This window comes from Amycolatopsis sp. cg9, from assembly GCF_041346945.1.
Taxonomy (GTDB): domain Bacteria; phylum Actinomycetota; class Actinomycetes; order Mycobacteriales; family Pseudonocardiaceae; genus Amycolatopsis.
The window spans coordinates 6,398,492-6,420,076 of the sequence record NZ_CP166850.1; the positions used below are offsets into that span (position 1 = coordinate 6,398,492).

Annotated in this window: 20 protein-coding genes and 1 pseudogene; 9 read left to right on the plus strand and 12 right to left on the minus strand. The window is 73.1% G+C overall.

Annotated elements, in window-relative coordinates; translation table 11 throughout:
- Positions 1 to 1,047, plus strand: a pseudogene (locus AB5J73_RS29760) (DUF222 domain-containing protein); the annotation flags it as partial.
- A gap of 6 nt (positions 1,048 to 1,053) precedes the next feature.
- Here AB5J73_RS29760 and AB5J73_RS29765 read toward each other — a convergent pair.
- Positions 1,054 to 2,016 (minus strand): zinc-binding dehydrogenase, encoded by a 963-nt coding sequence (locus AB5J73_RS29765; RefSeq protein WP_370961976.1) that lies wholly within the window; start codon positions 2,014 to 2,016, stop codon positions 1,054 to 1,056.
- A gap of 55 nt (positions 2,017 to 2,071) precedes the next feature.
- Here AB5J73_RS29765 and AB5J73_RS29770 point away from each other — a divergent pair, with 55 nt between their 5' ends.
- Positions 2,072 to 2,839 carry a helix-turn-helix transcriptional regulator gene (locus AB5J73_RS29770; RefSeq protein ID WP_370961977.1) on the plus strand — a complete coding sequence of 256 codons (768 nt, stop codon included), beginning with the start codon at positions 2,072 to 2,074 and terminating at the stop codon, positions 2,837 to 2,839.
- Here AB5J73_RS29770 and AB5J73_RS29775 read toward each other — a convergent pair.
- Entirely contained in the window at positions 2,823 to 3,176 is a 354-nt protein-coding gene (locus AB5J73_RS29775) for a hypothetical protein (protein WP_370961978.1), read from the minus strand. The genes AB5J73_RS29770 and AB5J73_RS29775 overlap by 17 nt on opposite strands.
- Positions 3,177 to 3,259: 83 nt before the next feature.
- On the minus strand, positions 3,260 to 4,183 hold the full coding sequence (locus AB5J73_RS29780; protein WP_370961979.1) for a LysR family transcriptional regulator: 924 nt from the start codon (positions 4,181 to 4,183) through the stop codon (positions 3,260 to 3,262).
- Positions 4,184 to 4,265: 82 nt separating this feature from the next.
- Between AB5J73_RS29780 and AB5J73_RS29785 the strand changes: the two genes are divergently transcribed.
- The 4 genes from AB5J73_RS29785 (at position 4,266) to AB5J73_RS29800 (ending at position 9,142) form a co-directional block, all read left to right on the plus strand.
- Positions 4,266 to 4,964 (plus strand): succinate dehydrogenase cytochrome b subunit, encoded by a 699-nt coding sequence (locus AB5J73_RS29785; protein WP_370961980.1) that lies wholly within the window; start codon positions 4,266 to 4,268, stop codon positions 4,962 to 4,964.
- On the plus strand, positions 4,964 to 6,886 hold the full coding sequence (locus AB5J73_RS29790; RefSeq protein ID WP_370961981.1) for a fumarate reductase/succinate dehydrogenase flavoprotein subunit: 1,923 nt from the start codon (positions 4,964 to 4,966) through the stop codon (positions 6,884 to 6,886). Before AB5J73_RS29785 ends, AB5J73_RS29790 begins: the two co-directional genes overlap by 1 nt.
- Positions 6,883 to 7,629, plus strand: coding sequence for a succinate dehydrogenase/fumarate reductase iron-sulfur subunit (locus AB5J73_RS29795; RefSeq protein ID WP_370961982.1), 747 nt, complete (start codon positions 6,883 to 6,885; stop codon positions 7,627 to 7,629). Before AB5J73_RS29790 ends, AB5J73_RS29795 begins: the two co-directional genes overlap by 4 nt.
- 166 nt (positions 7,630 to 7,795) lie before the next feature.
- Positions 7,796 to 9,142: an endo-1,4-beta-xylanase gene (locus AB5J73_RS29800; RefSeq protein WP_370961983.1), complete on the plus strand. Its 1,347-nt coding sequence runs from the start codon at positions 7,796 to 7,798 to the stop codon at positions 9,140 to 9,142.
- A gap of 53 nt (positions 9,143 to 9,195) precedes the next feature.
- Here the strand turns inward: AB5J73_RS29800 and AB5J73_RS29805 are convergent, their stop codons facing one another.
- A complete protein-coding gene (locus tag AB5J73_RS29805; RefSeq protein ID WP_370961984.1) occupies positions 9,196 to 9,945 on the minus strand; it encodes a glycoside hydrolase in 750 nt (249 codons plus the stop codon).
- A gap of 236 nt (positions 9,946 to 10,181) precedes the next feature.
- Here AB5J73_RS29805 and AB5J73_RS29810 point away from each other — a divergent pair, with 236 nt between their 5' ends.
- Complete coding sequence (locus AB5J73_RS29810; protein ID WP_370961985.1) at positions 10,182 to 13,037, plus strand: glycoside hydrolase family 9 protein; 2,856 nt, start codon at positions 10,182 to 10,184, stop codon at positions 13,035 to 13,037.
- Here the strand turns inward: AB5J73_RS29810 and AB5J73_RS29815 are convergent.
- Positions 13,034 to 13,948 carry a LysR family transcriptional regulator gene (locus AB5J73_RS29815; protein ID WP_370961986.1) on the minus strand — a complete coding sequence of 305 codons (915 nt, stop codon included), beginning with the start codon at positions 13,946 to 13,948 and terminating at the stop codon, positions 13,034 to 13,036. The genes AB5J73_RS29810 and AB5J73_RS29815 overlap by 4 nt on opposite strands.
- Before the next feature lie 120 nt (positions 13,949 to 14,068).
- Here AB5J73_RS29815 and AB5J73_RS29820 point away from each other — a divergent pair, with 120 nt between their 5' ends.
- Both AB5J73_RS29820 and AB5J73_RS29825 read left to right on the plus strand, forming a co-directional pair.
- Positions 14,069 to 14,776 (plus strand): SDR family NAD(P)-dependent oxidoreductase, encoded by a 708-nt coding sequence (locus AB5J73_RS29820; RefSeq protein ID WP_370961987.1) that lies wholly within the window; start codon positions 14,069 to 14,071, stop codon positions 14,774 to 14,776.
- On the plus strand, positions 14,776 to 15,135 hold the full coding sequence (locus tag AB5J73_RS29825) for an SgcJ/EcaC family oxidoreductase (RefSeq protein WP_370961988.1): 360 nt from the start codon (positions 14,776 to 14,778) through the stop codon (positions 15,133 to 15,135). The genes AB5J73_RS29820 and AB5J73_RS29825 overlap by 1 nt, the downstream gene beginning before the upstream one ends.
- On the opposite strand, the gene AB5J73_RS29830 is transcribed toward AB5J73_RS29825, so the two are convergent.
- Genes AB5J73_RS29830 through AB5J73_RS29860 form a run of 7 tightly spaced genes read right to left on the minus strand, consistent with a single transcriptional unit; the run spans position 15,104 to position 21,516 of the window.
- A complete protein-coding gene (locus AB5J73_RS29830) occupies positions 15,104 to 16,651 on the minus strand; it encodes an FAD-dependent oxidoreductase (RefSeq protein WP_370961989.1) in 1,548 nt (515 codons plus the stop codon). The genes AB5J73_RS29825 and AB5J73_RS29830 overlap by 32 nt on opposite strands.
- Entirely contained in the window at positions 16,648 to 17,352 is a 705-nt protein-coding gene (locus tag AB5J73_RS29835) for a class I SAM-dependent methyltransferase (protein ID WP_370961990.1), read from the minus strand. The genes AB5J73_RS29830 and AB5J73_RS29835 overlap by 4 nt, the downstream gene beginning before the upstream one ends.
- Positions 17,349 to 17,666, minus strand: a complete 318-nt coding sequence (locus AB5J73_RS29840; RefSeq protein ID WP_370961991.1) for a lycopene cyclase domain-containing protein — start codon at positions 17,664 to 17,666, stop codon at positions 17,349 to 17,351. The genes AB5J73_RS29835 and AB5J73_RS29840 overlap by 4 nt, the downstream gene beginning before the upstream one ends.
- Positions 17,666 to 18,022, minus strand: coding sequence for a lycopene cyclase domain-containing protein (locus tag AB5J73_RS29845; protein WP_370961992.1), 357 nt, complete (start codon positions 18,020 to 18,022; stop codon positions 17,666 to 17,668). The genes AB5J73_RS29840 and AB5J73_RS29845 overlap by 1 nt, the downstream gene beginning before the upstream one ends.
- Before the next feature lies 1 nt (position 18,023).
- Complete coding sequence (locus AB5J73_RS29850) at positions 18,024 to 18,962, minus strand: phytoene/squalene synthase family protein (protein WP_370961993.1); 939 nt, start codon at positions 18,960 to 18,962, stop codon at positions 18,024 to 18,026.
- Entirely contained in the window at positions 18,959 to 20,431 is a 1,473-nt protein-coding gene (gene crtI, locus AB5J73_RS29855; protein ID WP_370961994.1) for a phytoene desaturase family protein, read from the minus strand. The genes AB5J73_RS29850 and crtI overlap by 4 nt, the downstream gene beginning before the upstream one ends.
- Positions 20,428 to 21,516 carry a polyprenyl synthetase family protein gene (locus tag AB5J73_RS29860; protein ID WP_370961995.1) on the minus strand — a complete coding sequence of 363 codons (1,089 nt, stop codon included), beginning with the start codon at positions 21,514 to 21,516 and terminating at the stop codon, positions 20,428 to 20,430. Before AB5J73_RS29860 ends, crtI begins: the two co-directional genes overlap by 4 nt.
- Positions 21,517 to 21,585 lie beyond the last annotated feature (69 nt).

Consider the following 21,585-nt stretch of genomic DNA (forward strand, 5'->3'; position numbering starts at 1 on the left):
GTGGCCGACCGCCTCCGTGTGCTGCTCACTGTTGTGCGGTCTGCTGAGGCGGAGATGGGTGCGGTGCTCGTGGAAATCGAGTCGCGGGGTGTGCGGGAACTGTTCGGATACCGCTCCACCGCGCGGCTTTACGAACACCTCGCCGATGTCCTCCGCGCTGCCGCCGTGCGGACTGTCGTACGAGCCCACGCCCTCAACGCCGCTCCCGCGACCGGTGTCGCCGCCCTCACCGGACGGCTGAGCACTCCGATGATCGACACGATCGTCGAGGCTCTCACCCGGATCCCGGCCGAGCACCGCGACACCGCCGAAGCAGACCTACTGGCCTTCGCCGCCGACAACGGCCAAAGACAAGTCGCCGCGCTCGGCGCGCGGATCGTGGCCCACCTCGACCCCGGCGGCCCCGAGCCCGCCACCCCCGCCCGGGAGTTGTCGCTGCGCCGCAAACGCACCGGGATGTGGGAGTTGTCCGGCCGTTTCGACGATGAGACCGGCACCCGCGCCAGCGCGCTGCTCGACGCCCTGGCCGAACGCCGACACGCCGACGACGGCCCCGACCTGCGTTCCCCGCAGGAACGCTACGGCGACGCGTTCTCCGACGCGGTGGACCTGGCCCTCAACTCCCCAGAGCTGCCGACCCAGACCGGGGAACGCGCCCACGTCATGGTCGCGGTCTCCCTGTCGGACCTGCAGTCCGTCCTCGGCACTACCAGCGAACCTCTCGACCTCGGCCGGGCCCGCCGCCTGATCTCACCCGGCTTGCGGCGGGCGCTGTTCCTGCGTGACCGGGGTTGTGCGTTCCCGGGCTGTCACCGCCCGCCCCGGCACTGCCAAGGTCACCACATCCGGCACTGGGCCGAGGGTGGCCCGACCGACCTGGCCAACCTGGTCCTGCTCTGCGGACACCACCACCGGCTGCTGCACCGTTCCGGGTGGCAGGTCCGCATCGCCACCGACGGCCACCCCGAGTTCCTGCCCCCACGGTTCCTGGACAAACGCCGAAAACCCCGGCGCAACAACATCCACCAGCCTCTGGCATTCGCAGCCTGCCGACTACGGGAGGACGACGAACTTGCCAGTGCCGTCGTCGTCCTCCATGGCGCGGTGGGCCGCGACGATGTCGTCCAAGGCGAAAACACGGTCCAGATGGGACGGACAGGTCCCGGCTTCGACCGCGTCGACGATTCGTTGCAGGACAGGCGCGTTGCCCTTGACGGTGTCACTGTGGAAGGCGGTGAGCTTCGTGCCGGACGGGATCATCGCGATCGGCTCCAGCTCCGGGATCACCCAGCCGCTGAGCGATCCGGCCACGCACACGGTGCCGCCGCGGCGGACCAGGCTCAGGGAGTCCAGGGCCGTGGTCGCGCCGACCAGGTCGAGGACGTGGTCCGGGCCCTCGGGCCAGATCGTGCGGACGCCGGCCGCCAGTGGGGTGCCGTCGTCGACCAGGGTGTGGTCGGTGGGCAACGCCGCTGCTTTAGCCGGGCGGCGGGTCGTGGCGGTGGTCTCGACGCCGTGCGCGGCCGCGAGTGACGCGGCGGCCATGCCCACCGACGACGTGCCGCCGCGGATCAGCAGGCGGTGGCCGGGCTCGAGGTCCAGGGTGTCCAGGGCGCCCTGGGCGGTCATGAACGTTTCGGGCAGCGCGGCCAGGACCGGCCACGGCAACGTCGTCTCGACGGGCATCAGCAGGGCGTTCGGCACCAGGGCGTACTCGGCGTAGCCGCCGTCGAACCGCCTGCCCAGCTCGCCCATCACCGCGGCGACGGTGGTGCCCTCGGCGAGCGCGGGGTCGGTCGATTCGGCCAGGACGCCGACGCATTCGATCCCCAGCACGCGCGGGAACGTCACCGTGGGGGAGTGGCCCTGGCGGGTCCTCAGCTCCGACCGGTTCAGGCCCGCGCCCCGGACGTGGACCAGGCTCCAGCCGGGGCGGACCACCGGGACCGGGACCTCGCGGACCTCCAGCACGTCCGGGCCGCCGGGCCGGACGCAGACCGCTGCTCTCATCTTCATGTCCGCCACTCTCGGGCCGGGCCGGGCTGGCCGGCCACCGGTAGGATGCCAAGTCATGCCCATTGGCCGCCAAGCTCCCGAGTCGCGGATCTGGCCGTCCGGCGGGGCGCACCTGTGGGCTCCGGGGGCGGCCAGCCAGGTGCACACCCACGACCGCGGGCACCTGGTGTACGCCGCTCGCGGGGTGCTGTCGGTGCACTCCGGGCGGGGGACGTCGGTGGTGCCCGCCAACCGGGTCGCGTGGATCCCCGCCGGGTTCGGCCACCACCACCGGGCGCACGGTCACACCGACATGCGGATCGTCTTCCTGCCGGCGTCCCTGGCCCGGCTCGTTCCCGCGCACCCGGCGGTGTTCGCCGCGTCCGGCCTCGCCCGCGAGGTCCTGCTCGCGCTGACCGGCACCCGCGAGTACGACCGCGCGGCGAGTGCCCGCCTGCGCCGGGTGCTCGTCGAGGAACTCCGGGAAGCGCCGGAACAGCCGTTGCAGCTGCCGGAACCCCGGGACGACCGGCTGCGGGCCGTCGCGCGGGTGCTGTACGAGGATCCGGCGGACACCACGCCGCTCGCCGAGCTGGGCCGGCGTAGCGGGGCGAGCGCCCGGACGCTGAGCCGGCTGTTCCGCGACGAGCTCGGCATGACGTTCTACGAGTGGCGCACCCAGCTGCGCGTGCACCACGCGCTCGTCCTGCTGGCGGACGGCCACGACACGACCCGGGTGGCCCACGCCTGCGGCTGGTCGAACCCGAGCGGCTTCATCGCGGCGTTCACGGCGATCGTCGGGACGACCCCGGGCCGCCACCGGCAGCTCACCAGACCAGTTTGATGCCCATGGACATCGCCGTGAAGCACAGTATCCACAGCACGATCGGGCCGGCGGCGCCGGTGAACTCGACGAACGTGCCCAGCCGCATCTTGATCCGGTCGAAGCGCGCTTCGAAGGCGGCGATGATCAGGAACGAGGCCAAGGCCGCCGAAGGCAGGCCGACGATGGCGGGGAAGTGGTTCGCGAGCAGTTCCCGGACCCAGGGCTCCTGCCGCCACGAGGCGACGGCCACGGGGAAGGTGAACACGGAGATCTGGACCAGGGCCGCCAGGCCGCCGATCCAGACGACGGCGTGGCGGACGTGGTGGGCGCTCTCCGGCGGGGACTCTTCGGTCACGCCACCAGAGGCGCGGCGCGGGCACCCGATGTAACGGGTTCCGCGACGGTCCACCTGGACGGCGCAACGGGGTGCCGGCGGGGTCAGTGTCCGTCCACAAGCGACACGAGGCCGACCGGGAGGCGCTTCCGGTCCGCGACGAAGCCGACGATCGCGTCGCGCAGGGCGCGCACCGCCCGGGTCGGGTCCACCTCCCGGCGGACCGCGAGCTGCACCACCCGCGTCATCCCCGCCTCCGGGGCGAACCGCGTCATCAAGAACCGGTCGCCCGCCACCGTGCTCGGGACCACCGCCGCGCCCAGGCCCGCGCGGACGAGTTCCAGGACCGCGTCCATTTCGCCGCCCTCGATCGCGAACGACGGTTCGAAACCCGCGGTGCGGCAGGCGTTCACCGTCGCTTCGCGGACGTCGTAGCCGCGGCGGAACATCACCAGCGGGACCTCGGCCAGTTCGCGGATGCCGAGGCGCGGGCCCGCGTGGGCGATCGGGGCGTCCGGCGGGGACACGACCACCAGTTCCTCCAGCAGCAACGGGGTCGCGGCCAGGTGCGGGTCCGCCGGGGCGCTCGCCAGCAGGGCCAGGTCCAGCGCGCCTTCGGACAGGCGCTCGCGCAGGTCACCCGAGCCGCTTTCGTGCAGTTCCAGCTGGATGCCCGGGTAGCGGCGGCGGAACGCGGCCAGCATCGCGGGGAGCAGGCCCGTGCACAGGCTCGGTGGCGCGCCCAGCCGGACGCGGCCGCGGTCGAGCTCGTCCAGTTCGCGGATGGCCCGGTGGGCGGTTTCGGTCTCGGCGAGGATGCGGCGCGCGATCGGCAGCAGGGTTTCGCCCGCTTCGGTGAGCGTGACGTTGCCGCGGATCCGGTGGAACAGCGGCGCGCCCAGGTCGTGTTCGAGCGCGCGGATCTGCTGCGACAGCGAGGGCTGGGCGACGCGCACCTGTTCGGCGGCGCGGGTGAAGTGCCGCTGTTCGGCGACGGCCACGAAGTAGGCGAGCTGCTGGAACTGCACCACCCCATGATAGCCGCTGGCTATGAAGAGCAGAGTTTTCATGTCTTTGACCTCTCAACGACGCCGACCTAACGTCGAGCGGGTGGTGAACGACCTCGCAACCCGGCGGCCCGTCCGGGACTTCTGGGCCTCGACGATCGGCAAGAAGATCGTCATGGCGGTGAGCGGCGCGCTGCTGCTCGCGTTCGTGTTCGCGCACATGGTCGGCAACCTCAAGACCTTCCTCGGCGCCGGCGACCTCAACCACTACGCCCACTGGCTGCGCACGATCGGCGAGCCGGTGCTGCGCTACGAGTGGTTCCTCTGGATCCAGCGCGCGGTCCTGCTCGCCGCGCTGGTCCTGCACGTCACCGCGGCGGTGCAGCTGGCCCGGCGCGACCTGCGCGCGCGGCCGGTGCGCTACGTCCACCGGCGGCCGGTGCGGGCCACCTTCGCGGTGCGCACCATGCGGTGGGGCGGTGCCACGCTCGCGCTGTTCGTCGTCTGGCACATCCTCGACTTCACCGTGGGCGCGGTGAACCGGGACTTCGTGCCCGGCGATCCGTACCACAACCTCGTCGCGGACTTCCAGGTCTGGTGGGTGAACCTGATCTACCTGGTCGCGCTCGCGATGCTCGGCCTGCACATCCACCACGGCTTCGCCAGCGCCGCGCGGACGCTGGGCGTCGCCAGTGCCCGGCGGGAGCGGGCGATCAAGCTCCTCGGCAGCACGACGGCGGTCGTGGTCGCGGGCGGCTACGCCCTCGTCCCGGTCGCGATCATGACGGGACTGGTGCACTGATGCCCGACCACCTGACCGGCGATCCGATCGCCGACACCAAGGCGCCCCGCGTTCCGCTCGAAAACCGCTGGGACGAGCGGAAGTTCGCGGCGAAGCTGGTCAACCCGGCGAACCGGCGCAAGCACCGCGTGATCGTGGTGGGCACCGGGCTGGCCGGTGGTTCGGCGGGCGCGACGCTCGCCGAGCAGGGCTACCACGTCGTGCAGTTCTGCTTCCAGGACTCGCCGCGGCGCGCGCACTCGGTCGCGGCGCAGGGCGGCATCAACGCCGCGAAGAACTACCGCAACGACGGCGACTCCGTGTACCGGCTGTTCCACGACACGGTGAAGGGCGGCGACTTCCGGTCCCGGGAGTCCAATGTGTACCGGCTCGCGCAGGTCTCCGCGCAGATCATCGACCAGGCCGTGGCCCAGGGCGTACCGTTCGCGCGCGAGTACGGCGGCCTGCTCGACACGCGCTCGTTCGGCGGGGTGCAGGTGCAGCGCACGTTCTACGCGCGCGGCCAGACCGGGCAGCAGCTGCTGATCGGCGCCTACCAGGCGCTGTCGCGGCAGATCGACGCCGGGAACGTCGAGCTGCACGCGCGGACCGAGATGCTCGACCTGGTCGTCGTCGACGGCCGGGCCCGCGGCATCATCGCGCGGGACCTCGTCACCGGGGAGATCGAAACGCACCTCGCGGACGCCGTCGTGCTCGCGACCGGCGGCTACGGCAACGTCTTCTACCTGTCCACCAACGCGAAGGGGTCCAACGCCACCGCGATCTGGCGGGCGCACAAGCGCGGCGCGTACTTCGCGAACCCGTGCTTCACCCAGATCCACCCGACGTGCATCCCGCGCTCGGGCGAGCACCAGTCGAAGCTGACGCTGATGAGCGAGTCGCTGCGCAACGACGGCCGCATCTGGGTGCCGAAGCAACAGGGCGACAGCCGGCCGCCGGCGGAGATCCCGGAAAGCGAACGCGACTACTACCTCGAGCGGCTGTACCCGAGCTTCGGCAACCTCGTGCCGCGGGACATCGCTTCGCGGGCGGCGAAGAACGTCTGCGACGCCGGGTTCGGCGTCGGCCCCGGCGGCCTCGGCGTCTACCTGGACTTCGCCGACGCGATCGCGCGCCTCGGCCGCCCGGCGATCGAAGCCCGCTACGGCAACCTCTTCGACATGTACCAGCGCATCACGGCGGAAGACCCGTACACCGTGCCGATGCGGATCTACCCGGCCATCCACTACACGATGGGCGGGCTCTGGGTGGACTACGACCTGCAGAGCACGATCCCCGGGCTGTTCGTGATCGGGGAGGCGAACTTCTCCGACCACGGCGCCAACCGGCTCGGCGCGTCGGCGCTCATGCAGGGCCTCGCCGACGGCTACTTCGTGCTGCCCGCCACGGTGAACGACTACCTCGGCTCGACCCGGCTCGACGACGTCCGCCCGGAGGCCGCCGCGCCGGTGGAAGCCGAGGTGCGCGCCCGGATCGAGCGGCTGCTGGCGATCAAGGGCACGCGGTCGGTCGACTCGTTCCACCGCGAGCTCGGCGTGCTGATGTGGGACCACTGCGGGATGTCCCGCACCCGCGAAGGCCTGCGCAAGGCACTGGAGCGGGTGCCGGAGCTGCGCGCCGAGTTCTGGCGGGACGTCCGGATCCCCGGCCGCGGCGCGGAACTCAACCAGGAGCTGGAGAAGGCGAACCGGGTGGCCGACTTCCTCGAGCTGGCCGAGCTCCTGCTCGTCGACGCGCTCGCCCGCGAAGAGTCCTGCGGCGGCCACTTCCGCGAAGAACACCAGACCCCGGACGGCGAAGCCCGGCGCGACGACGAGAACTTCGCCTACGTCGCCGCGTGGGAGTACGGCGAGAAACCCGTGCTGCACCGCGAGGAACTCGTCTTCGACCACGTCCACCCGACCCAGCGGAGCTACACGTGAAACTCACCGTCCGCATCTGGCGGCAGGCCGGCCCGGCGGCCGAGGGCAGGCTGGTTTCCTACCCGGTCGACGGCCTCAGCCCGGACATGTCCTTCCTCGAGCTGCTCGACGTGCTCAACCAGGAACTGATCGCCGCCGGCGAAGAACCGGTCGCGTTCGACCACGACTGCCGCGAAGGCATCTGCGGCTCCTGCGGCGTCGTGATCAACGGGCAGGCCCACGGGCCCGAGCGCACGACGTCGTGCCAGCTGCACCTGCGTTCGTTCGCCGACGGCGACGTGATCGACGTGGAACCGTGGCGCGCCAAGGGCTTCCCGGTGATCAAGGACCTGGTCGTGGACCGCTCGGCGCTCGACCGGATCGTCCAGGCGGGCGGCTACGTCAGCGCCCCCACCGGCAGCGCGCCCGACGCCCACGCGACCCCGGTCCCCAAGCCGGACGCGGACCTGGCCTTCGACAACGCGACCTGCATCGGCTGCGGCGCCTGCGTGGCGGCCTGCCCCAACGGCTCGGCCACCCTCTTCACCGCGGCCAAGGTGACGCACCTTTCGCTGCTGCCGCAAGGACAGCCGGAACGCGCGCAGCGGGTCCTCGACATGGTCGACGCGATGGACGCGGAGGGCTTCGGCGGCTGCACCAACACGGGGGAGTGCGTGGCTTCGTGCCCGAAGGGGATCCCGTTCGCGAGCATCTCGGCCCTCAACCGCGAGTTCCGGAAGGCGAGCCGAACCGGGCGCCGGTGACCGTGGCGGGGTGACCGGTCCGGCCATTGACTGAGCCGGTCCGGCTGGCTACCGTGTGTCTGCGCGCCGGTCTGGGAGCGCTCTCAGGGGTACGCGGCGGTACCTGTGGGGCCGGGCCGGTCGATCGAGCACGTCCGGAGCACCCGAACCTCGAAAGTGTCCGACCATGAAACTTTCCGCACTTCGCGCCGCGCTCGCGGCGACCGCTTCGGTGGCCGCGGTGGGCGCCACGCTGCTCACCGCGAACACCGCCAGCGCGGCGACCACGCTCGGCGCGTCCGCCGCGCAGAGCGGGCGCTACTTCGGCGCCGCCGTCGCCGCTTCGAAGCTCTCCGACAGCACCTACGTGTCCATTTTGGACCGCGAGTTCAGCATGGTGACGCCCGAAAACGAGATGAAGATGGACGCGACCGAGCCGGCGCAAGGTCAGTTCAGCTACACCAGCGCCGACCGGATCGTCACCCACGCGCTCGGCGCGGGCATGCGGATGCGCGGGCACACCCTCGCCTGGCACCAGCAGCAACCCGGCTGGATGCAGGGCATGGAGGGCAGCGCGCTGCGGCAGGCGCTGCTCAACCACATCACCCAGGTCGCGGGCCACTACAGCGGCAAGATCTACGCCTGGGACGTGGTGAACGAAGCCTTCGCCGACGGCGGTTCCGGCGGCCGCCGCGACTCCAACCTGCAGCGCACCGGCAACGACTGGATCGAGGTCGCCTTCCGGACCGCCCGTGCGGCCGATTCCGGCGCCAAACTCTGCTACAACGACTACAACATCGAAGACTGGTCGGCCGCCAAGACCCAGGGCGTCTACCGGATGGTGCAGGACTTCAAGTCCCGCGGCGTGCCGATCGACTGCGTCGGCTTCCAGGCCCACTTCGGCAGCGGCGGCCCGCCGAGCAGCTTCCAGACGACGCTGGCGAACTTCGCCGCGCTCGGCGTGGACGTGCAGCTGACCGAGCTGGACATCGCGCAGGCGTCGTCGAGCGCGTACGCCGCCACCACGCGCGCGTGCCTGAACGTCCCGCGGTGCGCCGGGATCACCACGTGGGGCATCCGCGACACCGATTCCTGGCGCTCGGGCGAAAACCCGCTGCTGTTCGACGGGAACGGGACCAAGAAGGCCGCGTACACCGGCGTCCTGGACGCGCTCAACGCGGCGCCGGGCACGCCGACCACCACCCCGACGACGCCGACCACGCCCACGACACCGACGACCACGACGAGCACGCCGCAGCCGGGTACGTGTTCCGCGGCGGTTTCGCTGAACGCGTGGAACGGCGGCTTCGTGGCGACCGTCCGGGTCACCGCGGGCTCGGCGGACCTCAGCGCGTGGACGGTCACGCTCACCCTGCCCTCGGGCGCGGCGGTGACCAACTCCTGGAACGTCCAGCGCAGCGGTGACCGGTGGTCGAACGTGAGCTACAACGGCCACGTCGGAGCCGGCCAGTACACGGAGTTCGGCTTCCAGGCCTCGGGGTCCGGAACGCCGGCGGTGGCCGGCTGCGGCTGAGCCACCCGGTGGGCCGGGTCTGCCGCCCGGGAGGGGTCGGCAGACCCGGTTCACTAGTTGACCGCGGCCGAGAAGGAGTTGACGGCGAGGCCGACACCGCCGCTCCACGGCTCGAAACCGGCCTGGATGCTGGTCAGGTACCAGGAGCGGTCGACGCGGGTGCGCGCGTCGACGTCGTTGACGAAGTCCAGGACGTTGAACGACCAGCCCGAGATCGCGGACTGCGCCACGTAGGACACCACGTCGTTGCCGCCGTTGTTGCCCTGCCAGACGTCCCAGCCCCGCCCGCCGATGCTGGTGGTGCCGACCTTCCCGCCGACGGGCTGCACGTTCCCGGTGTGGTTGAACCAGATCATCAGCTCCATCTGGTTGACGCCGTTCGTCTTCGCGGTCGGGTCCATCCAGATGTCGTAGGAGGCGTCGAAGACCGACCCGCCGACGTAGGTGTAGGAGATCGACGACGGCGCGCTGCCGATCCGGCTGAGCTGGCGGGGCAGGTTCGTGCCGGGGGAGCAGTTGCCGTAGTGGCAGCCCGCGTAGACGGCCGGGTAGGACAGCGGCGCGCCGCCGCTGGTGGACCCCTGCTGGGTCTGGATGCGGAACCCGCTGCCGGTGACGTTGATGCACTGCGTCGCGCTGCTGCCCCAGCGGTTGTTCATGACGACGTACCGGCCGCCGATCGTCGTCGAGCCGTACTGGTCGCAGATCAGTGTGTCCGCGTGCGCGGCCGGGGCGGCGGCGAGCGGTGCCGCCAGCCCGGCCGCGGTCAGCAGGACCGCGGAAAGGGCGTGCTTGAGTTTCATCGTGCCGTCTCCACTTCGTCGTGGGTAGTGCTCCCGTCGATGGTGTGGGAGCGCTCTCAGCATGAATCGAATCCGATGAAACCACAGCGGAACCGCGAGGCAAAGGGGGTGACCGTGATCAATTTTCGAACTGGCGCCGTCGCGGTCGGTCGCCGGGTGATTGCCAAGGGTGTGCCGCGGTGGTTACAGTCCTCCGACTGGGAGCGCTCCCAAACTCGACGACGAGGAGAGGGCGAATGCGGGCGAGGAAAACGCTGGCCGTACTGGCCGCCGCGGTGCTGGGGCTGACGGCGGGCGCCGTGCCCGCGTCCGCCGCGGACTACGAGCGGCTGCTCAACGGCACCTTCGACAGCGGCAGCGCCGATCCCTGGTGGGCCGGTTCGGGAACGACCGCCCGGGTCACCGGCGGGGAGTTCTGCACCGCCGTCACCGGGGGCACGGCCAACGGCTACGACGCGCTGTCCGGCCAGAACGGCGTGCCCTTCGAAGCCGGGCAGCCCTACACCCTGGCGTTCGACGCGCACGCGACGACCACCCAGCAGATCTCCGCCGTCGCCGGGGAAGCCGTTTCACCCTACCGGCAGATCTCGCGCACCGATCTGACGGTCACGCCCGCGAAGCAGCACTTCACCGTCACCTTCACGTCCACTTTGGACTTCCCGAACGCCGGGAACGGGCAGCTGGCGTTCTGGTTCGGCGGCCAGGCCGCGGACAACACCGTGTGCCTGGACAACATTTCGCTCATCGGCGGTGTCGTCCCGCCCGGCGGCCTCCCGCCGACCAGCGGCATCCGGGTGAACCAGGAGAGCTACGTCCCCGGCCTGCCCAAGCGGGCCACCGTGATCAGCGACGCGACCAGCCCGCTGACGTGGACGCTGAAGAACTCGGCCGGCGCCGCGGTCGCCACCGGGCAGACCCGGCCGCGCGGTGCGGACGCCGCCTCCGGCGAGAAGGTGCACGAGATCGACTTCTCCGCCTACGAAACCCAGGGCAGCGGCTACACCCTGACCGTCGGCGCGGAAACCAGCTTCCCGTTCGCCATCGCCGCGGACGGGCTGAAGCAGCTGCGCTACGACTCGCTGGCGTTCTTCTACCACCAGCGCAGCGGGATCGCGATCGACGCCCAGTACGCCGGTGCCGCCTACGCGCGACCGGCGGGACACGTCAACGTGGCACCGAACCAGGGCGACGACCGCGTTCCCTGCCGCGCGGACCTGAACTGCGGCTACACCCTCGACGTCCGCGGCGGCTGGTACGACGCGGGCGACCACGGCAAGTACGTCGTCAACGGCGGGATCGCCGCGTGGCAGCTGCTCGACGAGTACGAGCGGGCGCTGCGCGTGGGCGACGCGAGCGCGCTGGGCGATGGCAAGCTCGCCATCCCCGAGCGCGCCAACGGCGTGCCCGACATCCTGGACGAAGCCCGCTGGGAAGTCGACTTCCTGCTCGCAATGCAGGTCCCGGACGGCCAGCCGGACGCGGGCATGGTGCACCACAAGATCCACGACGCGCAGTGGACGTCCCTGCCGACGCGGCCCGACCAGGACAGCCAGCCGCGCCGGCTGTCGCCGCCGAGCACGGCCGCCACGCTCAACACGGCGGCGGTCGCGGCGCAGGCCTCCCGGTTGTGGCGGACCCTCGACCCGGCGTACTCGGCGAAGCTGCTCGCCGCGGCCGAAAAGGCCTACGCGGCGGCGAAAGCCAACCCGGGCAAGCTCGCCGACCCGAACGACGGCACCGGCGGCGGCACCTACAGCGACACCACCGTGACCGACGAGTTCTACTGGGCGGCCGCGGAGTTGTTCGCCACCACGGGGAAGAGCGCCTACCGCGGCGACGTCACCGGCTCCGCGCTCTACCGCGGCGCCAGTTTCTCCGCCCACGGCTTCGACTGGGCTTCGACGGGCGCGCTCGGCGACATCACCCTGGCCCTGGTGCCCACCGACCTGCCCGCGGCGGACGTCACGGCGATCAAGACGGCGATCACCACGACCGCCGACAGCCACCTGGCGCAGATCGGCACCATGGGGTACCCGGCGCCGTACCGCACCGCCGACGGCACGTACGAATGGGGATCCAACGGCCTGGTCGCCAACAACGGCGTCGTGCTCGCTCTGGCGTACGACTTCACCAAGCAGGACAAGTACCGCGACGGCGCGTTCGCGGCCATGGACTACCTGCTGGGCCGCAACCCCGCGAACTACTCCTACGTCGCCGGCCACGGCGACCAGCCGGTGCGCAACGTGCACCACCGGTTCTGGGCGCACCAGCTGGACGCGGCGCTGCCGACCGCCCCGCCCGGCGCGCTGTCCGGCGGGCCGAACAGCGGTCTGCAGGACCCGACCGCGGCCCGCCTGCTCGCCGGCTGCGCGCCCCAGCGCTGCTTCGTCGACGACATCCAGGCGTACTCGGTGAACGAGGTCGCGATCAACTGGAACTCGGCGCTGGCCTGGCTGGCCGGCTGGACGGCGGAGAAGTCCCCGTCCGGCGCGGACACCACGGCCCCGACCGCACCGGGCGCGCCCGCCGTGTCCGCGGTCTCGGCCACCGGCGCGACGCTGACCTGGCCGGCGGCGGCCGACCCGGAAAGCGGCGTCGCGGGCTACGACGTCGTCAGCGTGAGCGGCCCGGCCCGCACGGTGCTCGCCACCGTCGCCGGGACGACCGCGACGCTGACCGGGCTGACCCCGTCGACCGCCTACAGCGTGGTCGTCGTGGCGCGCAACGGAACCGGCCTGAGCTCGCCGGATTCGCCCGCGGCGCGGTTCACGACGCCCGCGGCGGGCGGCTGCGCGGTCACCTACTCGGCGAACACCTGGAACGGCGGCTTCACGGCGACGGTGAACCTGACCAACACCGGCACCACGGCGTGGCCGGCGTGGACGCTGAAGTTTTCCTTCCCCGGCACCCAGAAGGTGACGCAGGGCTGGTCGGCGACGTGGGCGCAGTCGGGCGCGGACGTGACCGCCACGGCCTTGCCGTGGAACGGCTCGGTGGCCCCGGGCCGGTCGGTGGCGATCGGGTTCAACGGGAGCTACAGCGGGAGCAACGCGAACCCGGCGGCGTTCACGGTGAACGGGACGGCCTGTTAATCCGCGCTCGCGTGCGGGTCGTCCGCGGGCAGCCACCCGTTCCCGGTGTCCAGCCCGAGTGAACCGACGTCCCGCGTCAGCGCCGCGAGCACGCCGCGGACCGCCGCGCTGCTCTCGTCCCGGCGGGACACCAGGGACCACGTCCAGAACGGCGCCGGGTCCACCACCGGGCGCCGCGCGAGGTCCGGCGGGACCGGAGCCGTCTGGCCCTTGGGCGAGTTCAGGACCGGGCGGCCGAGCTTGCGGACGTGGTCGAAGAACGCCGGGCCGGTGATGCCGCCGTCGTGGGTGCGAACGACCTTCGCGCCCACGGCGGCGGCGAACTCCTCGGCGAAGGCGTTCCAGGACGCCCAGCTCGCCGTGTCCGCGTCCACCAGCACGACCGTGTCCGCCGCGCGGACCGGGGCGGTGCCGGTACCGATCGCGTGCAGGCGGTCCGCGCCGATCAGGTGCCCTTCGAGGTCGTGCTCGGCCAGGTCGGCCGCGCGGGCCCAGCCGATGGCCAGGTCGATGCTGCCGTCGGCGACGCGGCGCAGCTGGGCGTGCGAGGGCAGCACCCACGTGTCGACGTGCAGCTGCGCCACGCCCGCCACGCGGTCGAGCAGATCGGCGGGGCGCCAGTTGACGTACCCGAGCCGCACCGGTTCGGTCGCGGCGAAGCCCGCCGCCGAGCGGCGCAGGTCGTCCGCCTGCTCCAGCAGCGCGCGGATCCGGGGCAGCAGCGCCTCCCCACAGCCGGTGAGCGACACCGAACGGCGGTCGCGGTCGAAGAGGCGGACGCCCAGGTCCCGTTCCAGCGCCTTGATCTGCTGGGACAGCGACGGTCCCGCGATGTGCAGCCGCTCCGCGGCCCGGCCGAAGTTCAGTTCCGTGGCGACGGCCACGAAGTACCGAAGCTGGCGTAGCTCCATCCCGGCAGTTTAGTGCGGTGGGAGCGGGCGCCTCCCAGCTGAGAGCGAACCGGTCGTGGCGGACCCCCGGAGCACGGGCCCACCATCGGCTCAGGACGAAAACCCAGGAGGTCCACAGTCATGAGCACCCGGAAGGTCGCGGTCGTCACCGGCGCTTCGCAGGGCATCGGCGCGGCGCTGGTCGAGGCGTACCGCAAGCTCGGTTACGCCGTCCTCGCGAATTCGCGGTCCATCACCCCGCCGGGGGACGCCGAAATCCTCGCCGTCCCGGGCGACATCGCCGATCCCGCCGTCGGCGCCCGCGTCATCGAGCAGGCGCTGGCCACGTTCGGCCGGGTCGACACCCTGGTCAACAACGCCGGCCTGTTCGTGGCGAAGCCGTTCACCGACTACACCGGCGCCGACTTCGACACGGTCACCGGCGTCAACCTGCGCGGCTTCTTCGACGTCACCCAGCGGGCCGTCGCCGCCATGCTCGAGAACGGCGGCGGGCACGTCGTCAACGTCACCACCAGCCTCACCGACCACGCCAACAGCTCGGTGCCCTCGGCGCTGGCGTCGCTGACGAAGGGCGGCCTCAACGCCGTCACGAAGGCGCTGGCGATCGAGTACGCGACGCGCGGGATCCGCGTGAACGCCGTGTCGCCCGGCGTCATCCGCACGCCGATGCACCCCGCCGGAACCCACGAGTTCCTGGCGGCGCTGCACCCGGTCGGGCGCATGGGCGACATCGCCGACGTCGTCGGCGCGGTCGCCTACCTGGAGGGCGCGCCGTTCGTCACCGGCGAGATCCTGCACGTCGACGGCGGCCAGAGCGCGGGCCACTGATGACCGCCGAAGCGGACGTCCTCACCGGCGTCCTGGACGAGTGGAAGTCCGCGGTCGACGCGCACGAGCCGGCCCGGGTCGCGGAGTCTTTCACCGAAGACGCCGTTTTCCAGGGCCTGCACCCCTACAGCGTCGGGCGCGCGGGCGTCGCCGAGTACTACGCCGCGCAGCCGCCGGGCCTGACGGCGGACTACCGGGTCCTGGAGACCCGGCGGCTCGCCGAGGACGTGGTGCTGGGCTACGTGAGCGTCGACTTCGGCTTCACCGACCGGCCGGTGCTGCCGGTCACCCTCGGCGTCGTGCTCCGCCGCGCCGGCGGCGCCTGGCTCATCGCGCACTACCAGGTTTCGCGGCGCTGACCGGCCGGGCCGCGAGCCGGTCCAGCAGCGGCAGGCGGCCGCGGTTGGGCACCGTGCGCAGCGGGTGGCCGGCCAGGCCCCAGCCGCCGAGGAGCTCGTTCGCCGCCGCCCAGCCGGTCGTCGCCGCGCGTTCCATCAGGGCCACCGGGAGGTCGACGCGGATCGCGTCGCCCGCCAGGACCAGCCCGGGTTCCGGGGTGCGCACCGGCGGCCGGCGGGCGAACCCGCCGACCGGGAACAGCGGGCAGTCCTGCCGCACCAGCGTGATCTCGCCCAGCACCCGGGCCGCCGCGGTCTCGGGGTAGAGCCGGTGCAGCCGGTCGTCCAGCGCCCGGCTGACGTCTTCGCGGCCGGCCGCGTAGGCGTGCAGCTCCACCACGGAGCCGCCGGTGCGCCGGGCCCAGCGGCGGGCCTCGCCCTCGTAGCGGTCCAGGACGCTGATGTTGTCCAGCGGCGGCAGCCCGCCGGTGCCGAGGAACGCCGGGCGGGCCGCGTCGACGGGCCGGTCGAGCCACAGTCGCCGGACGACGAACGGCGGGGCCGTGCGGAGGTCTTCGACCGCGGCCCGCCACGACGGCGTGCCGAGGCCGGGCGAAGCGGCGACGATCCGGCGCAGCCCCGGGACGTCGCAGGCGAGCACGACGGCGTCGAAGCGCTCCCCGTCGATCGCGAACCCGGCGCCGTCCCGCCGGATCGCGGCCACCTCGGTGCCGCGGCGGAGATCCGCCCGCCGCTCGGCGAGGTGACCGGCGAGCGGGTCCCACAGCGCCTGCGGGAACGGCTCGGCCGGGACGTCGAAGAGCAGGCCTTCGGCCGACCCGAGGAAGTACAGGTGGAACATGGTGGCGAGCTCGGCGGCCGAAAGCTCGCCGGGGTCGGCGAAGAAGCTGCGCGAGAACACTTCGAACGCCAGGTGCCGCGCCGCGGCCGGGAAGTTGATCGCCGCCAGGAACGACGCCGCGTCGAGGTGGTCGAGCTGGTGGTAGACCCGCGGAACGCTGACCGTCGCCAGTGGCAGCGCCCGCCGCCCGTCCAGGCGCAGCAGGTCGCGGGCGCGGAACGTCGGGCTGCGCAGCGCGAACGCGAGCGCGTTGACCGGCGGCGTCCGCGGCAGCCCGGCGAAGGTGTCGGTGCGCCCGTGCGGGTCGATCAGCGGGTAGTCGGGGACCGGGGTGAGCCGGTCCAGGCCCGGGTCGGTGCGGGCCAGGAGCGCGCGCAGGTTGTAGTACTGGCGGAAGAACGCGTGGAAGCCGCGGCTCATCGTCACCGGGGTGCCGTCGGTGAGCCGGTCCGCCCAGCCGCCGGCGCGGCCGCCCAGGTGGGCTTCGCGCTCGAACAGGGTGACCTCGACACCGCGTTCGGCCAGGCCGGTCGCCGCGGTGAGCCCGGCGATCCCGCCCCCGACGACGGCGGTGCGCGGGCGGCGGCCCAGCCGCCCCGCGTCGGGGAGCCCGGCGGGCGCGGGGAGGGTCTCGGCCCGCCGGTCGCGGCCGGTGACACCGGCGTCGCGCCTCACGCCGCGGTGCCCAGTACCGTGTGGACGATCCCGCGGTGCCAGCCCGGCATCGTGCCGGTGCGGACGTCGGTGAAGCCCGCGGCGGTGAGCCGCGCGCAGAGGTCGCCGACGCCGTCGAAGGCCAGCACGCTGCGGCGCAGGTGCCGGTAGAGCGTGGCGTCCCCGGTGGCGAGCCGGCCGGCCGGGATGACGATCGCGCCGCACACCGCGTTCCACACCGCGCGCGAGCGGCGGGAGTCGCGCACCGAGTACTCGTGCAGCGCGAGCACCCCGCCGGGCCGGAGCCGCCCGCGCAGGGTGCGCAGGGTGGCGTCGGGGTCGGCGACGTTGCGCAGCAGGTACGCGGCGAGGATCGCGTCGAACGGGCCGTCGGCGGCGGACAGCTCCTCGACCGGGACGTGCCGGAAGTCCACTGTGGACGGCCAGGTCTTCGCCCGCGCGCGGGCGAGCATCGAGGCGGAGGCGTCGATCGCGGTGACGCGCGCGGCCGGGGCGGTGGCGAGCAGGGCCGCGGTGGACGCGCCGGTGCCGCACCCGGCGTCGAGGACCCGCTGCGCGGAGCCGCCGTCGAGCAGGCGGCGCGCCGAGATGCGGAGGTCGCGGTGGTAGCCGGGGTTCAGCCCGACGAGCCGGTCGTAGGACGCGGCGCCCGCGTCGAACGCCGCCGGCACCTCGGCGCGGGGCAGGCCGTTGCCTTTCATGCACTGTCCTTTCGCGACTTCCCGCGCTCCCACAGGAGCAGGACCGCGGTGACGAGGGCGTAGCCGAAGAGGAAGTCCTCCACGGGGATGTCCCAGGGGAACCGCCAGCCGGTGATCCCGCCGGGGGAGTACCGCACGATCGGTGCCGAGAGCTTGGTCAGCCAGCCGTCCACCGGGATCTGGAAGGCCACCACGATCGCCATCGTGACCCAGTAGGCGGGCCGCCGGAACAACCCGGTGCGCAGCGCGAGAAGCTCCGCCGCGACGACCGCGAGCACGGCGGCGACGGCGGGAACGGTGTAGCCCCACGGCATCAGCCGCGCACCTTCCGCCGGCCGGCCCGGGCCCGCGTCAGCCGCCGCAGCAGCTGCCCGGTCAGGCCGACCGCTTCGTAGGTCAGCACCCCGCAGACCGGGATCACGACGAAGAACAGGACCTCTTCCAGCGGGATCCCGAACGGCGCGCGCACGCCGGAGACGAACGCCGGGTCGAAGTCCCAGACGCCGGCCGCGATGGCCGCGGCGTCCCAGACCAGGAAGATCGCGGCCACCGGGAGCACCGCGCGGGCCAGCCGGGCCGGCCGGCGGTAGACCCGCGAACCCGCCAGCTCCAGCGGCAGCGTGACCACCACGCAGGCCAGGAGGACGAGCAGGTATTCCGCGCGGCCCACGTCAGGCCACCGCCCGCCGCCGGGCCCACTGCGCGCGGACGAGCGCGTCGCAGGCGGCGATCAGCCGCCGGTGCTTCGGCACCCGGGCGCGGCCCGCGAAGACGTTGTACCCGGCGGCTTCTATGCGGTCGAGGATGCCGCCGTAGAGGACGAACGCCGTCCCGACGCACGGGCGCGACGCCGGGTGCAGCATGGCGATGCCCGGCTCCGCTTCGGCGTAGACCCGGCGGGTGCGCTCGACCTGGGCGGCGAGCGCGCGGCGGACCGGCGGGTCGACCCCGCGGGTGCGGGCGCACCAGCGGAGCCGGTCGCGGTCGACGCCGTCCGCGGCCAGTTCGTCGGCGGGCAGGTAGACCCGGCCGCGGTCGAGGTCCTCGGCGACGTCGCGCAGGAAGTTGGTCAGCTGGAAGGCCTTCCCGAGGGCGGCGGCGCGCGGGGCGGCCTCCGCGCGGGGGACGACGGTGCCGAGCACCGGCAGCACCTGCAGCCCGATGACCTCGGCCGAGCCGTGCACGTACTCGTCGAGGGCGGCCCGGGTCGGGTAGCCGGTGACGGTGAGGTCCATCCGCATCGAGGCGAAGAACGCGCGGAAGTGCGCTTCGTCGATGGCGTACCGGGTCGCGGTGTCGATCACGGCCGCGCGCAGCGGGTCTTCGCTGTGCCCGGCGGAAAGTTCGCCGAGGAAGCGGTCTTCGGTGGCGCGCAGCGCGGCGGCGATCGACTCCGGGGTGGCGCCGGCCGGCGGTTCGTCGACCACGTCGTCGACCCAGCGCGCGAACCCGTAGAGCGCGTGGACGGCGGGGCGCTGCGCGGGCGAGAGCAGGCGGGTGGCGAGGAAGTAGGTCCGCCCGTGGCGGGCGTTGAGCTCCCGGCACCGCTGGTAGGCCAGCCGCAGCCGGGCGCCGGTGATGCCGGCGGCGTCGAGTTCCCGGCGGGTCATCGCGCTCCTTCCCCGGTGATCCGGCCGGCGGCGAGCCGGCCGGAGAGCAGGACCGTGGGGACACCGACGCCGGGCACGGTACCGCCACCCGCGAGGACGACGTTTTCCGTGCCCGGCGGGAGGTTCCGGGGCCGGAACGGTCCCGTTTGGACGAACGAGTGCGCGTAGCTGAACGGCGTGCCCGCGACCATCCCGCGCCGCGCCCAGTCGGCCGGGCTCAGGACGTGCCACGCCTCCGGCTCGAACCCGGGCAGCAGGCCGGCGCGGACCCGGTCCAGGATTTCCTTCGCGTACGGCTCGGCTTCGGTGTCCCAGTCTTCGGGGCCGCGCTGCAGGTTCGGGACCGGCGCCAGGATCGAGAACAGCTCGCGCCCGGGCGGGGCGAGGCCGGGATCGGTCGCCGTCGGGCGGGTGATCAGCAGCGACGGGTCGCTCATCCGGCTGCCCTCGGTGATCAGCTCGCGGAACGTCGACGCCCAGCCGTTGCCGAACGAAATCGTGTGGTGCCCCACCGGCCAGTAACCGGGGCCGCCCACGTGCAGCACCAGCGCCGACGGCGCCGGGCGCAGCGGGACCGGGCGGCGCGGGGCCCGGCCCAGCAGCCGGTAGCTCTCGTGCGGTTCGGTGGTCAGCACCACGGTGTCGCAGGGGATCCGCTCCCCGGCCGTGCGGACGGCGGTGACCCGGGCGCCCCGGCGTTCGAGCGCGGTCACCGCCGCGCCGAACCGGAACTCCACGCCGGCCGCCGCCGCGACCCGCGCCATCGCCCGCGGCACCGCGGCCATCCCGCCCTGGGGGAAGTAGACCCCGCCGACGGTGTCCATGTAGGAGATCACCGCGTACAGCGCGAGCGCCCGCATCGGCGACTCGCCGGCGTACAGCGCCTGGAAGGTGAAGACGCGCTTGAGGCGCTCGTCGCGCAGGAAGGTGCCGATCTTGCGGTCCAGGCGCCGGAACCCGCCGAGCGCCACGAGCCGGGCGAGGTCGCGGGAGACCAGGCCGAGCGGGGAGTCGATGTTGCTGCCGACGAACCGGTCGAACTCCGCCGCGTACAGCCGGGTGAGCCAGGCGCGGAGCCGGCGGTACCCGGCGGCCTCGGCCGGGCCGGCGAAGTCCCGGACCGCGTCGGTCATCCGCTCGGCGCCGGTGTGCACCGGCAGCACGGACCCGTCGGCGAAGCGCGCGGTGTAGGCCGGGTCGAGCCGCGTCAGCCGCAGCTCGGAGGCCAGGTCGGCGCCGGCCGCGGCGAACGCGTCCGCGAGGATCGACGGCATGGTCAGCACGGTCGGGCCGGTGTCGAGGTGGTAGCCGCCGGTCTCGAGCCGGCCCGCGCGGCCGCCCGGGCCGTCGTCGCGTTCCACCACGACGACCTCCCGGCCGCGGCCGGCCAGGTGCAGCGCGGCGGACAGCCCGGCCAGTCCCGCGCCGACGACCACGACCCGGCCGGTCGGCCCGGCGACCGTCCTCATCGGACCCGCTCGGTGCAGTGGCGCGCGAGCACCGTCAGCGCGGCGGCCGGCTGCTCGGGCAGGTCCACCAGGTCGATCGCTTCGAGCGCGCGGCGGACGCGCTCGTCGATGAGCTTCTCCAGCTGGTCGCGCGCGCCGGTCGCGGTGATCAGGTCCCGCCAGCGCCCGACGGCCGCGCCGTCGACGACGTCGAGGGCGAGCAGGCCGTCGAGTTCGGCGCGCTGCCCTCGGCCGGCCAGCTCCGCGGCGAGCACCACCACGCTGGACGCCTTGCGCTCGCGCAGGTCGTCGCCCGCGGGTTTCCCGGTGACCGCCGGGTCGCCGAACACGCCCAGCAGGTCGTCGCGGAACTGGAACGCTTCCCCGAGCAGCCCGCCGTACGTGCCGAGCGCGGCGAGGACACCGTCCCCGCAGCCGGCCAGCGCCGCGCCGAATTCGAGCGGGCGGCGGACGGTGTAGTTGCCGGACTTGCGGCGGACGACGTCGAGGACGTCGGCCCAGGACGGCAGCGCGCGGGCGTCGTTCACCAGGTCCCCGAGCTGCCCGACGGCCAGTTCGGACCGCAGCCGGTCGTAGACCACCCGCCCGCGGGCCAGCGCGCCGGCGTCGAGACCGCTTTCGTGCAGCAGCTGCCCGGACCAGACGAGGTAGAGGTCGCCCATCAGCACCGCGGCCGACTCCCCGAACCGGTCCGCCGGCCCGCCGAGGCCCTGGCTTTCGTGCCAGCGGGCGAAGCGGATGTGCATCGCCGGGTTCCCGCGCCGCCGCGCCGAGCCGTCCATGACGTCGTCTTGGACCAGCGCGAAGCAGTGCAGCAGCTCGAGGCTGGCGGCGGCACGCAGGGCGGCCGCGCTTTCCGGGCCGCCGCAGCGCCAGCCCGTGTAGGCGAACATCGGGCGGAGGAACTTCCCGCCGGTGACGAACTCCGGCAGCGCGGCGACGGCGGGGGTGTCCGCCGCCCGGCCGGTGAAGTGCTCGCGCACCCGCTCGGTGACGAAGGCGTGGACGTCCGTCGCGCACCGCCGGCGCAGCGCGGCCAGCCACGCCGTCGTCCCGGTGGCGCCGGTCGCGGGGATCGCCGCCATCCGGTCTCCTTCCGCGATTCGCTGCAAAGTCGATGCGTGCCGCCGCATACCCCGAACAGACTCGCATAA

Bases quoted from the DNA above. Each gene is read 5' to 3' on its own strand.
- AB5J73_RS29825 (WP_370961988.1), top strand. From the start codon at position 14,776: ATGACCGCCGAAGCGGACGTCCTCACCGGCGTCCTGGACGAGTGGAAG.
- AB5J73_RS29815 (WP_370961986.1), bottom strand. From the start codon at position 13,948: ATGGAGCTACGCCAGCTTCGGTACTTCGTGGCCGTCGCCACGGAACTG.
- AB5J73_RS29860 (WP_370961995.1), bottom strand. From the start codon at position 21,516: ATGGCGGCGATCCCCGCGACCGGCGCCACCGGGACGACGGCGTGGCTG.
- AB5J73_RS29805 (WP_370961984.1), bottom strand. From the start codon at position 9,945: ATGAAACTCAAGCACGCCCTTTCCGCGGTCCTGCTGACCGCGGCCGGG.
- AB5J73_RS29810 (WP_370961985.1), top strand. From the start codon at position 10,182: ATGCGGGCGAGGAAAACGCTGGCCGTACTGGCCGCCGCGGTGCTGGGG.
- AB5J73_RS29820 (WP_370961987.1), top strand. From the start codon at position 14,069: ATGAGCACCCGGAAGGTCGCGGTCGTCACCGGCGCTTCGCAGGGCATC.
- AB5J73_RS29800 (WP_370961983.1), top strand. From the start codon at position 7,796: ATGAAACTTTCCGCACTTCGCGCCGCGCTCGCGGCGACCGCTTCGGTG.
- AB5J73_RS29840 (WP_370961991.1), bottom strand. From the start codon at position 17,666: ATGCCGTGGGGCTACACCGTTCCCGCCGTCGCCGCCGTGCTCGCGGTC.
- AB5J73_RS29850 (WP_370961993.1), bottom strand. From the start codon at position 18,962: ATGACCCGCCGGGAACTCGACGCCGCCGGCATCACCGGCGCCCGGCTG.
- AB5J73_RS29835 (WP_370961990.1), bottom strand. From the start codon at position 17,352: ATGAAAGGCAACGGCCTGCCCCGCGCCGAGGTGCCGGCGGCGTTCGAC.
- AB5J73_RS29770 (WP_370961977.1), top strand. From the start codon at position 2,072: ATGCCCATTGGCCGCCAAGCTCCCGAGTCGCGGATCTGGCCGTCCGGC.
- crtI (WP_370961994.1), bottom strand. From the start codon at position 20,431: ATGAGGACGGTCGCCGGGCCGACCGGCCGGGTCGTGGTCGTCGGCGCG.
- AB5J73_RS29790 (WP_370961981.1), top strand. From the start codon at position 4,964: ATGCCCGACCACCTGACCGGCGATCCGATCGCCGACACCAAGGCGCCC.
- AB5J73_RS29765 (WP_370961976.1), bottom strand. From the start codon at position 2,016: ATGAAGATGAGAGCAGCGGTCTGCGTCCGGCCCGGCGGCCCGGACGTG.